Source organism: Gloeotrichia echinulata CP02, assembly GCA_038087035.1.
GTDB lineage: Bacteria > Cyanobacteriota > Cyanobacteriia > Cyanobacteriales > Nostocaceae > Gloeotrichia > Gloeotrichia echinulata.
The window spans coordinates 4,929,744-4,942,233 of the sequence record CP051187.1 but is presented as its reverse complement, the minus strand read 5'-3'; the positions used below and the strand labels follow the sequence as shown (position 1 = coordinate 4,942,233).

At 40.8% G+C, this 12,490-nt stretch carries 8 protein-coding genes; 3 read left to right on the top strand and 5 right to left on the bottom strand.

Features of this window, described 5'->3' with window-relative positions; translation table 11 throughout:
* Positions 1–885 precede the first annotated feature (885 nt).
* The gene (locus HEQ19_21675; GenBank protein WYM01724.1) at positions 886–2,208 is read left to right on the top strand and encodes an ATP-binding protein; all 1,323 of its coding nucleotides are present in this window, start codon (positions 886–888) and stop codon (positions 2,206–2,208) included.
* Positions 2,209–2,333: 125 nt separating this feature from the next.
* Complete coding sequence (locus HEQ19_21670; protein ID WYM01723.1) at positions 2,334–3,692, top strand: ATP-binding protein; 1,359 nt, start codon at positions 2,334–2,336, stop codon at positions 3,690–3,692.
* 87 nt (positions 3,693–3,779) lie between these two features.
* Here the strand turns inward: HEQ19_21670 and HEQ19_21665 are convergent, their stop codons facing one another.
* The 4 genes from HEQ19_21665 to HEQ19_21650 form a co-directional block, all read right to left on the bottom strand.
* Positions 3,780–5,267: a glycosyl hydrolase family 57 gene (locus HEQ19_21665; protein ID WYM01722.1), complete on the bottom strand. Its 1,488-nt coding sequence runs from the start codon at positions 5,265–5,267 to the stop codon at positions 3,780–3,782.
* Between the two features lie 154 nt (positions 5,268–5,421).
* Positions 5,422–6,309, bottom strand: coding sequence for an SDR family NAD(P)-dependent oxidoreductase (locus tag HEQ19_21660; GenBank protein WYM01721.1), 888 nt, complete (start codon positions 6,307–6,309; stop codon positions 5,422–5,424).
* A 986-nt stretch (positions 6,310–7,295) separates the two neighbouring features.
* Positions 7,296–8,969, bottom strand: coding sequence for an alpha/beta hydrolase (locus tag HEQ19_21655; protein WYM01720.1), 1,674 nt, complete (start codon positions 8,967–8,969; stop codon positions 7,296–7,298).
* A 595-nt stretch (positions 8,970–9,564) separates the two neighbouring features.
* On the bottom strand, positions 9,565–10,479 hold the full coding sequence (locus HEQ19_21650; protein ID WYM01719.1) for an ion channel: 915 nt from the start codon (positions 10,477–10,479) through the stop codon (positions 9,565–9,567).
* Between the two features lie 118 nt (positions 10,480–10,597).
* Here HEQ19_21650 and HEQ19_21645 point away from each other — a divergent pair, with 118 nt between their 5' ends.
* Positions 10,598–11,782 (top strand): MFS transporter, encoded by a 1,185-nt coding sequence (locus tag HEQ19_21645; GenBank protein WYM01718.1) that lies wholly within the window; start codon positions 10,598–10,600, stop codon positions 11,780–11,782.
* Positions 11,783–11,871: 89 nt separating this feature from the next.
* Here HEQ19_21645 and HEQ19_21640 read toward each other — a convergent pair whose 3' ends face one another.
* A complete protein-coding gene (locus HEQ19_21640) occupies positions 11,872–12,420 on the bottom strand; it encodes a DUF2382 domain-containing protein (GenBank protein ID WYM03542.2) in 549 nt (182 codons plus the stop codon).
* Positions 12,421–12,490: the final 70 nt, after the last annotated feature.

Genomic DNA, 12,490 nt, shown 5'->3' with positions numbered 1-12,490 from the left:
TGCAAGAGGTTGAATAATCCATAGTTGATTTTTGTGTATTTTTGCTGAATAGTCTGCTATGTTTCACGCTTTTTCATAAATGGGTTACAGTTTTTCAACATTTGGGTATCACTTTTGATGGCTATGATGCTTGATCTTGCGTATTCCCGACAACATCTAATATCAACTTTAGATGCTTTTTTACTATAAAAACTCTCAAATTGCAAGATAAAAGCTTAACATACGCGATAATAGGCGCTCAGTATTTTGTCCAAACATCTTCCTCTGTGTTTCTACAAAGCAGTCCCTACAGGAACTCTAGAACTACAGGCGTGGGCGTTGTCTATTAGCGGGATGACTTTCATGTTTTGCGGGGGCTAGGCGTCTCACCTGTCCCCTGAATTTCCTGGATGGGGGCTGTGAGTTCCACCCCACACGAATCATGCTCAGGTTATGTGCAACGCTATCAGAATGCTTGGTTAGATCATTCATCCCCTGCTGATCGGCTTACCATCGCAGGTGAGGAATCAGGGGGTGGATAAAGCGCAAGGTCAAAAAGAATTGATATTTTTGATGTAAATTGGGAATACAGATCTATTCTTTGGTGTCAGAAGATTTGAGTTTTACCAATCACAAATTTTTTTATTACTTAAAGATATATTTGATTAGACAATTAACAATGCTGCCACCTACTAGGGACTACCAAAAAATAAATTACCCAATATTTGAGTCCGTAGGGTGCTTCAGGAGCGAGAAAACTGGGGTTAGGCAAGAGATTACTGGTACTGACGCACCCTAAAAATTAAGCTATTCAATAATTAATAAATCCATGATGCAATAAATTTATTGTTTATGTTATATTCAATGGCGCTAGTGATAGCTCATCAATGCTAACCTGGGATATTTATGCTAAGGATGCACTGCTGCGACTTATCAGCTAAACTTTCGCTGGATGCTGGTATTCATAATCTTAGTTTAGAGTCTACATTGCTAGAATTGCCGCTATGGGAGCTTCAATTGGAGAGTTCCGACTTGGGTTGTGTATTAGCAAATCAATTTCAAGCTAATCCTCTATTACCTGGTGTCATATTGGTAAAAAAGGGTGAATTTGTAGGTATGATTTCGCGGCGGCGCTTTTTAGAATATATCAGCCTCCCTCATGGACTAGGAACATTTACTCATAGCTCTTTGCAAGATTTATACGAAGTTTTACCATCAGATATTTTGATTCTACCAGGTGAAACGTTAATTCTAGTAGCAGTTAGGCAATCGTTAGAACGGAATCTGGAATCATTATATGAACCAATTGTGGTCAAAACTGGGACACAACAATATGGTTTAGTTGATGTATATCAATTACTGGTTGCTGAATCTTTGATTCATGAATTGACAACAAAATTGCTGCGCGAACAAAACAGAACACAATTAGTCCAAACCGATAAGCTGACAACTTTAGGACGGATGGTGACTGAAATTGCCCACGAAATTAGAAATCCGGTTAACTGTATTCAAAGCAATTTGCCGTTTTTATTACAGTATTTTCAAGAATTGCGGGAGTTAGTCTTAGCTTATGAATCTGAATATCCAGATTCATCACCGATGATCCAGGAAATAAAAAATAAAATAGACCTGGATTTTATTTTGACAGATTTGCAACAAGTTTTGAAAAGTACAAATCTTAGTTCAGTGCGGTTAAAGCAAATCATAGGTAGTCTACGTAATTTTTCTCCTAGGTCGGAACAAAAACGTCAACTATTTGATATACATGAGTGCATAGACAGTACACTATTGATTCTCAATAACCTGATATATGAGGATATTGCCATAATTAAAAACTATGGTGATTTGCCGCTAATTCATGGTTATGTAGGGCTATTGAATCAGGTATTTATGAACCTCCTGACTAATGCCATAGATGCTCTAGCTGACAAGAAAACAACATCAAAAGATGGGCAACCTCGGATTGAAATTACTACAAAAATTATAGAACAGGCAAATTCTCAATGGGTAGTTATTATCATCGCTGATAATGGTGTGGGAATGCCACCAGAAATTCAAAAGCAGATTTTTGAATATTTCTTCACTACTAAACCAGTTGGGAAAGGGACTGGATTGGGATTAGCAATTAGTTATGAAATCGTTACAAAAAAACATAATGGGCAATTACAGGTAACTTCACAACTGGGAGTGGGGACAAAATTCCAAATTTTGCTACCCTTAGTCAGTTGAGTGTTGACTGTAGTTCATTATAAATTTCCCCCCATCACCCCATCCCCCCCTTGAACAGAGATTAGTAGAGGCTAAAATATTAGCTTAATCCTTGCTATTATCTGTAAAAAAAACCAGAGTTTCCAGTGCCACAAGAATTCAGTTTTGAAATATCACCACCATTTTTGTCTCAAGGTAACGATCGCGATCTCAGTTTAGATTCAACCCTCCAGGAATTGTCAATGTACAATTTCCCGGTGGAAGTTAGCTGTACGGCGATAGAAGTTGCTAATTATTTTGAAAAATACCCCTTACTACCAGGTGCAATATTGCTAGAACAGGGACGGTTTTTTGGGATGATTTCGCGACGACGACTGCTAGAGTTTTTGATTCGTCCCTACGGACAAGTGTTGTTTTTACGCGAACCCTTGGGTGTGATCTATAGCTATGCGCGGACAACGATTTTGCAGCTTCCTGATACCACACCAATTTTGAAAGTCATACAAATTACCTTGAAGCGATCGCCTGAATTTGTTGCAGAACCTGTCGTAGTACAAACTGCACCTGATACCTATAAGCTATTAGATGTGCATGAATTAAATCTTGCGGCTTGGCAAATTCGGGGAATCGAAACACAGGTAAGGAATGAACGTAGCCAAGCCCAAATGATTCAACATGATAAAATGGCAAGTTTGGGGCGTTTGGTAGACGGGGTAGCACACGAAATTTTGGACCCCGTAAGTTTTATTTGGGGTAACTTAACTTATGTCTCTAACTATAGTCAAGACCTGCTGAAGCTGATAGCTGCTTATGATAACAATATATCTCAAGTTTCAGATAACATTAACAATCTCAAGGAAGAGATTGAATTTGATTTTTTAGAACAAGATTTCTCCAAGGCGCTAACTAGTATTCGCACGGGCGCAGAAAGATTAAAAAAATTCGTCACCAGTTTACAAAATTTCTGCCATATCGATGAACTTTATCCCAAACCAGCCGATTTGCACGCCTGCCTAGATAATATCGTATTATTAATTAATAGCCGCATTAAAGGAGAAATCGAAATAGTCAAAAATTATGGTCATTTGCCACCAGTTTATTGCTTTCTAGGGCAATTAAGCCAGGTATTAATGAATATTTTCAGTGAATCTATAGATACTTTACTCAATGAAGCTATACGACAGCAGTTTCATCCAGATTCTACAAAACCTGCTGAACAACCACGAATTGAGATTACTACACAAGTTATTTCCCAGCCAGCAACCAAACCAGAAGCACCAGATTCTCGCTGGGCTTTAATTCGCATTTCTGACAATGGTACTGCTATGTCTCAACAGTTACAACAGCAAATTCTTGAATCTTTTTCTGAAAAAAAACGCGCTGATAAAGAAACTAGTTGGTCTGTAAGTTATGGAATTATCACAGCAAGACATGGGGGTAAATTAAATTTCCATTCCCAACCTGGTGTGGGTAATAAATTTGAAATATTATTGCCTTTGGTTTGATGAAAATAGACTGGGGATTGGGGATTGGGGATTGGGGATTGGGAGTGTCAAAGTAGTTTCAAAACACACCCTAATCTCCAGTCTCTCTTAAAACAAATTTTCACCCCGTTGGTAAATTTCACGGGCGTAGTCAGTCCAAGCACCTTGTCCCCAATAACGAAAACAACTAGTTTGTAGCAACAGATTATGTAGCAGAATATGACGATAATTAGATGTTCTAGTAATAGATTCTGCTGAGTCATTTGCTAGCAAAGTATCATATTTTTGGTGAAATAAACTGCTTAATTTATACATAGGAGATAGGACATTTTCATATGCTTTTACCCAACTGATATGATTAGTCCATGAGGCTCCATCTAGATGAAAATTGGGATTGGTTAGCTTTAATTCTTGAATGGCATTTTCTACAGCTTCTGGTTGACAATTGTCTGGGGAGACTTTCTCCCAAATATAATGCTGTCCCACTGGCTGACAAGCGGGAAAGTCTTCAGATTTACAACCAGCTTCTGCAAGTAATTCTAAATATTCTGTACCACACAACCCAACAACGCCTGATTTACCTCCCCCGTTCTGTACCATATCCCACCAAGCTTGTTTAAAAGCGCTGGGAAATTCATTCATCATGACCCCACCATTTTCGCCATCGCCGATTTGGGTGACAATTGGTGGTATTAAAACACTTCCCAATTGTTGTTTTGATAAGGTTTTGGCTTCATAGTAGGGCTGCATTTGAGCAACTAATTTAGTATCTGAACCTTGGGTTTTAATTAAGGCGGTGATGCTAATTGTTTCTCCTTGGGAATTACGGGCAATTAGACGGTGTGGTAAATGTTTATTGATAATCGATTGACCGCTAATTGTTTCTATGGTGTGTTCTTGAACTAATAGCCAATGGTATCCACATTCTTTTAAGGCTTTGACAAATGCAAACAAGGTATCAGGATGATTTGGTAGATGCATTTCTGGAGGTGAAAATCCTTTAACTCGCGCCAGTGCATCCCAACCAAAAATTGCTGCAAATTGATGTTGCCATGCGATGATATGTAATTTTAAATCTGGGATTGGTGTGGAAGGAATCACCGCATGACTCCACATTGTACCCAACCACTCCACATAAGGTTGATAGACCGGGTTGCAAGTGACGCGCTTGAGGTTGTCGAGGATGTCACTACGTCCCATTTGCCTGAGTCCCCACAACAGATTACCAGAGTAATCCAACATCACACGGGGATTACAACCTTGATTTAGCAGTTCGGGAATAAAATCGCCGATACGACTGTAACAATAGGCAAAAGGCCCGGCATTGTGATTATCCCCTTGATGGGGATGTTCAAACATATATTGCAAATTGCTGATGAGTTCGCCACTATGTCCAGCGGGTATAGTTGGCTGGTGCATGTGTAAGGCGATCGCAAATCCAGCCTTGATGTCTTCTAGTTTAATATTCGTTGTCGGCAAAAATACAGGCGCATTCTGGTTAACTACCGATAGCACTTCTGTTTCCCAACCAGAAATATTTGGTAAATCATCGATGATTTCGGGCAAATCTGGAAGATTGGTAGGTACAGTCAACATTTCGAGTTGCTCCGAAACAAAGGTACATCTTATTATCTGATTCCAGCACCTAATTTAGTTAAGAAATTAGCGAAACTGTGAACCCCACCCCCTAAGCGCAAGCGAGGAGGGGAGTAGGGGCGCGGTTCCCGCGCCGTGAGTTGGTGGGGTGTTGTTAAGACTTACGCGCCGAGACGAAAGTCAGCATGTTTCTTGACCAGAGTAAATCGCCAAAACGATGGAATTTTGTCAAAAGACTCCTGATCAGGTTTTGCTGAGGCTGTTGTCTACTTGACTGTGGCGGCATTGCTATGTTTAATATTTGCTCTAGCAACCAAGGTGCAAAGCGTTGACACCAAATAGCTAAATGACTTTGCCATCCGACGACAATTTCTGGGGAATTTTTTTCTAGTCCGGCGACTAGTGCTTGTGCTACTTGCTGGGGAGTCATGGGGATCACCCAGCGAAATAATTTGAAGTCCCGCACCATGTCTGTATCTGTTAGGGAAGGTAGTAATGCTTTGACCTGAATATTGTGTGGAGCTAGTTCGCGGCGTAAGGCTTGGGTAAAGCCAATAATTGCAAACTTGGTAGCCGAATAAGTCGCCATTGTCGGCGCTGCTATTTTCCCCATCAAGCTAGAGACATTGACAATTGTCCCTTCCCGTTGGCTGACCATTCGTCGAGCAATCAAACTGGTGAGGTTGTACATTCCCAATAAATTCACAGACAGTTCGTCTTGTAATTGGGGGAGTTTAGATTGCAAAAATGAATTTTGATATGCGACTCCCGCACAATTGACCAGCAGATGAATCTGTCCATAATTGCGCCACAATTGAGCAACAGCAATATTCACCTCAACTGTCTGAGTCAAATCTATTGGCAAAATCGTGGCTTCGACTCCCATCGCCTCGATTTCCTGGGCTACTTGGGTTAATTTTCGGTCATCGCGTGCTACTAATATGACTCGCTTGATATCTTGTTGTGCTAGTTCCAGGGCGATCGCACGCCCAATCCCACGGGAAGCACCAGTAATTAGTGCTATTTTACCTTGAATCTTCATTGGTTTTTACCTCCAAAATCTTAGTCTTACTGCGCTCTCTGTCACATCCCTGCACAGCGTCAGACAAATCATCAATCCCAACTAAAATCAAAATCATCTTAAGCCTGTTGCCAAGTCATACTTCTGGGCTAATGTGCAATTCCTCTTCATTAGTCTAGAAAACCGCATAAATCTGTCATTTACTACCCAAAAATCAACATTTCCCACAATTGGCTGAATCGATATAGCTCATAACTTATTACATCTCCTCAATCTGAGCGTTCATCTTATCGTTGCCATACACACGTTAACAATTAAATCAAGTTCTCGCAATCTTTTTTAATAAGTATTTCTTAATACTTGTTTATAATATTATATATATCCGAAATATTTTTATATAAGTTTTTATGAATACTACTAGTCAAATATGGAAATCCCTTGACATTTGGCATAACTAGCTGCCATTTACCCTAGAGAAACACCAGGTTTGTCAAATTTCCACTGTTTTCATCAGAACTTTGACACTTAGGTAAAATATAATCTTTCACACTTTATATAGGATTTTTTGTAAGTATATTTGCGATTTAATGTGCAAACACTCACCAAACCAATTTTTCGCAGAAATACATTGATCCCTGTAGTCAATTCGTGATTATGTTTGCGTTTTCGTCTCGTTCCCAGCCTCATAGCTGGGAATGTGATCTCATAGGCTCTGCCTTTTGTCAAGCTACTGGAGGCGGAGCCTCCCAGAATCAATACTGCTCGGATAAGCAGGGGAAGCAGGGGAGGCAGGGGAGGCAAAACTCAACGCCAGCCTCCATTTCTCCCCCTGCTCCAAGAGCTTGCCTCAACCAAGAAATTCCAAAACCTACGCAGTATTGCTCCCAGAATGGGTTAAGAGTCTAGAGGCTCTTAACCAGTCAGGGCAAAGGCTGTATCTTAACTTACTCGCTTCTGACGCACCCTACAAATTGGATATTTTTTTAATTGTCAGTCCCTAACTCACATTAAGGTGAGGCTGGAGCGGCTGATTGTGGAGTCGATCCATTTAATACTTGAGTCAACTGATCTGGCGTTAAAGATTGCAAAAGACTGAGATTGAGCGGCTCTTGACTAATATATTTGGCATAAGATGGCTGTAAATAGGGGCGGTATTCGGGGCGATTGAGCAGATGGGTTTGCAAGAAAGCTACACTCAACGCTTGGAGATAGGAATAACCAGCAGTCCGCACAGGCCCAAGCAAAGCGCCTGGTACAGGTAAGACATCATTCTCTGGAGTTGGTTCCGCAATGGCCGTAAAGTGGGTAGCGTTTTCGAGTAAAACTAGATACTTGTTGGGGCTAGAAAGCCAAGTGAACGGCTGAATCTGTTCAGGTACTGACGGGGCGAAAATATCTTGACTAGCTGCTACTAGCATTGTCGGGACTTGAATTTGACGCAGGCCGCTTTCGCCGAAGATCGTACTGTCAATAGGATTAATAGCAATGATCGCCTTAATGCGATCGTCCTGTAGCTGATAATCTTTTCTTGGTAAATCATTAGCGCCACACTGCAACAGAACCGACACATTCAAGGATCGATTGGGATTACAATCGCGATAAATCTTCTCAAAGTTAATCTTTGCTCCCGCCAAGGCCAAAACAGTATAACCACCATAAGAATGACCAATCGCCGCGACTTGTTGGAAATTGAGTTTCCCTTTGAGGTCAGGATTGGACTTGTCTAGACGCTCGAGTTCATCGAGTACATACTTCACATCCATTGGTCGATTGATAAATTCCATTGGTTCTGGCGACCCAGCCAAACCTGCAAAATATTGCTGAAAGCGTTTAGCATTACTACCAGGATGTTCCAGCACAACAACAGCAAAACCATAGGATGCTAAATGATTTGCAAGGTAAACAAAAGCATAGCGGTCTGAGGCGATGCCATGAGAAATTACAATTAAGGGAAAGGGCGGCACCGGAGAGTTTTGACTGGTTTTCGCTGCTACTTGCGGTAAATAGACATCCACAGGTAAACTGCGATCGCGGGATCGGTCATCGAGAGTAAAGCTGATTTTCTGCGGGCTAAATATTCCCGGCTGACGTAAATCTACCTTTTGGGAGAAGTCAACATTTGCATTAGCTGCTTGTGCGCTCGCCTGTTGTTGAATCAAGCCAACAACTGCATCCCTGGTTTTGAGCAAATCTGACAAATTTTTGACAATTTGTAGCCCTGCTGAGAAATTCAGCCGCAGACTCTGACTGGGAAACCGACGCAAAAAATTTAACACCGTTAAACCTTGGGGATCAGCAGCCGCTACAATCAATGCGCCACGTATAGCATAGAAACCGTTCTGGCGCGAATCAGTCAAAATCAATTCTCCCAGGCGTCGCACCACCTCCTCACCTAAAGGTGAATAGGTAAATTGAGATACTAGAGTAGGTGTTACCTGGAAGCGCTGTTGCAGCAGATCCCGGAGTTGAGCCAGTTGTTGAGGAGTAGCACGATCAGCATAAAATGCTAATTCATCATTGATTTTACCTTCTTTAGCAAAGATTTCCAAAGAATCGGTAGATAAGGAAAATTCGCCAAAGGGAGGGTAAAAAAAGCTAATGCGTTCAGCCCCCAATCCAGGAGTTGCGGTCAAAATCGTAGATAGGAGTCCTAAACTCAGGTATCTCAGCAGTTTTTTCATAACTTGGCGCTAGAGCTAAAATTATTGCTAGCAAATTTTTCAGCCGTAAAATATCAGCAGCGCGATAATTATATATATATATATAGATGTCAAAGTGTATCCTATGTCCTTTTCCTACGCTTGTTCTATTGTCGTCCTCAATCAACAACAAGAAGAAAATAAATCCCACCACAACCAGCACCAAGATGTACGGCTCTTCCGTACTTAGCGTGCTGAATTTGTTAAAAAATAAGTTTGAAACCCTTGCCTGGCTCCGATAAAAGCCATTATTTTTTGTATTTGAGCTACTGTTACTAAAAATCAAATTATAAACGCCTATAAGCCTTGTTATTAAAGCAATTTAATCGACTTTCATTAATAATTAAGCACGCTATACACGCAAGAGCCACTATTTGTTTAGCCGGATAAATTTTTAGATACCTCTAAATCCACACGATATGATACCAGCTGTAGGGGCACGGCATTGCCGTGCCCCTACGCGAAATCTATATGTATCAGCGTTTTTGTAGTATTATATGAGACTTTGAAAACACGCCCTAGTCCCCAGTCCCCAGTCCCCAGCGATGCACTGAGCTTGCCGAAGTGTCCCCAGTCCCTAGTCCAAAGGTAAGACATCGTGAAAGTGGCTATAGTCGATGTAGCGATGCCCATCAGATGGGTGGTGTATAATATCGACAAACCGATAATTCCATAATATTTGACTAAAGCCGTAAGTATGGTGGGCATGGACGACCTGGGACACTGTTTCATCAATACCACTCAAGGAGACAACAATAGTAGTATTTGTCTGGATGAGTGATTCTGCTGTCATTCCATAGAGAGGACTGGATTCATCAATTACATGTATCGCTAGCCAACTTAACGCGAAACCGGGTGACTGGTTCCTCACCAGTTGCAGATCGTAGATCCGACGTAACAATTGTCCTTCTGCGGTAACGTCATCGCGCATCAAGTAGAGCCGCATCTGCGCTTCTAAAATCAAATTGCGGCGTTGGTTAGCAGTGCGAAACATCAGCGTGGGCCTTCCCTCGTGAGGTGTAATAATAGCGACATTACTAAACAGCACACGGGCAGTAGGTCGCGAGAATCGGGCAAATGCGAGTCCCGTCATGACAGCAATTGCCATCAGACCTGCCATTGCTTCAATGGTAACAATAATATTAGCGTAAGTTGTTTTAGGATACATCGCACCGTAGCCGATGGATGCCAAGGTTTGCACACTAAAAAAGAACAGATCTAAAAAAGAACCAGGTCGCGCATTTGTAACACAATCTCCGCCAGCCTGGTAAGCTAGAGCAAAAATTGTATTAGTAGCCAAATACATCAGAGCAATCAGCACCAAAAAGCCTGGCCAGGGAATCGTCAGTAGCAAATGGTAAGGGTCACGCCAGTAGGAGTACCAAGCGCCCATACCCATAATCTGAAACTGTCCGTCCTGAATCTTGATATGAACTCGTGGAAGTAGACGCTGTGGTTGCTTTCGCGAAGGTCTCCTCAGTCGAAATCTCATTGGAAGTAGCCAAAATCACTATAATTCGTTAACATAACTAGGTTTACAATGCTTCTACTGTCAGTATTTTAAAAATAAGTACAGTTAAATAGCAACAAACTGGTGTAATTCATCGTTTATGAATCGAAATTTTTGGATTACTGCTTTAATTGCGTTCATTAATTCCCTGAGTTTTACAATTTTAATTCCCATTATCTATCTTTATGGCAAACAATTTGGACTCAGCGATTTCGAGACTAGTTTGTTATTTTCAATTTACTCGATAGCGCAGTTTTTTGCGACTCCCGTCATTGGTAAACTGTCTGATCGCTTTGGTAGAAAACCTTTACTGATTATCAGTTTAGCAGGGACTGTGATTGCTAACTTGATAGCTGGAACTGCGACCACAGGACTCATTCTGTTTGTGGCTCGACTTTTGGATGGGATCACCGGCGGAAATATGTCTGTTGCTCAGGCGATTGTTTCTGATATCACCAGTCCCAAAAACCGCGCTCAGGGGTTTGGTTTTTATGGAGCCGCTCAGGGGTTAGGTTTTGTATTAGGACCAGCCATCAGTTTGCTGGCGCAGCAGATTTCTTTGGGTGCAGGGTTTTTGGTTTCAGGTGCGGTTGCATTTGTAGCCCTGTTGATGACAATTTTCTTTTTACCAGAAACCCTCGAAAACAAGATTGAGAATAAACACAATATCTTCGATTTGGGTTTAGAAAATTTAGTCACAGGTCTGTTCATGCCTAGAGTTGGTATTCTGCTAATCATCAACTTTTGTATTGGGACAACTTTTACGATATTTACCTATGCCTTTCAACCATATTTTATTAATATTTTAAAGCAGAACAATAGTGCTTTAACACTATTGTTTCTGGCTTTTGGAATATTAGCTGTGATTATGCAGACTTGGGGAATTTCTATTCTCAAACATAGATTTAATATAGTAAATATATTATTTTTTAGTATATTTATCCGCAGTCTGTCGTTTACTTTAATGCCAGTTTTTCCCAACATTGTTTATTTTGTGGTAGTTAGTCTATTATTCTCATTGTTCAATTCTCTAATTCAGCCGATGATTAACACGCTGATTTCTCTAAATACGCAACCACAAGAACAAGGAACAGCAATGGGCTTGAACGCATCTTATTTAAGTATTTCTAATGGAATAGGTCCTGTGATTGCAGGAATGATAATTCATCAATCTAATCCCAGAACCTATGGTTATCCGTTATATTTAGCTGGGGTGCTGACGTTTGTAGTGTTATTTTGGGCAATGACTAGGCGCCAAAAATTTACACCCCAATTTAAGAACTGAGAATTTTAATTTGCTCGTTGATCCCAGTTGAATTTCGTTCCTACAATTAGGATGACGAACTTAGGCGCTAAGGCGGTACTATAAACGGTTTATTTTTCTGATTTTTCAGGCTTTGGTTCTTGACCTTTAGAACAACGGTCAAACCATTCCTGATATTTTTTTTGCTCGGCTTCATTTTCGACAACAATTGACACGCGCACCTGCTGACAGCCGTGATTTCTTTCGAGGGAAATCGCATTCAAAAATAAACTAGCAATTTTGGGTGAGCGAAACAACCCACTCACCGTTAAGCTACCATCCAAATTGGCAAATTCATATATTTCATCGCTAATTAAATCAACACTGGAAAATTCTCCTTCACTTAAATCAATTTCTGCTAGTTGTTTGTGTTCTGGGCTGACTTGTTCGACGATTAGTTTCTCTCGCCGAACAGGAACTTGTACCATCCGAGTTTCGATTTTTTTGCGAACAATGACATCAAATATTTTTTGCGGATTCCTGTTAACAACTAATCGCTCTTCTAGTAACCGAATAATTTTTTCGTCCCCAACTTTTTCTAATCTGGCTATTTCTACAGAGTCATTTGTAATTTGATGATTAGCTTCGGGCGTAGCAGAATTTTCTGAGATTTTTTCCACGTCTATTACAATGATTTTGAGGTAAATAGACCACGTGGTAGGGGCGCAAGGCGTTGCGCCCCTACAAGGA

What these genes read in the sequence shown, in the direction of transcription:
- HEQ19_21665 (WYM01722.1), bottom strand. Translation starts at nt 5,267, where the DNA reads ATGTTGACTGTACCTACCAATCTTCCAGATTTGCCCGAAATCATCGAT.
- HEQ19_21645 (WYM01718.1), top strand. Translation starts at nt 10,598, where the DNA reads ATGAATCGAAATTTTTGGATTACTGCTTTAATTGCGTTCATTAATTCC.
- HEQ19_21650 (WYM01719.1), bottom strand. Translation starts at nt 10,479, where the DNA reads ATGAGATTTCGACTGAGGAGACCTTCGCGAAAGCAACCACAGCGTCTA.
- HEQ19_21675 (WYM01724.1), top strand. Translation starts at nt 886, where the DNA reads ATGCTAAGGATGCACTGCTGCGACTTATCAGCTAAACTTTCGCTGGAT.
- HEQ19_21655 (WYM01720.1), bottom strand. Translation starts at nt 8,969, where the DNA reads ATGAAAAAACTGCTGAGATACCTGAGTTTAGGACTCCTATCTACGATT.
- HEQ19_21660 (WYM01721.1), bottom strand. Translation starts at nt 6,309, where the DNA reads ATGAAGATTCAAGGTAAAATAGCACTAATTACTGGTGCTTCCCGTGGG.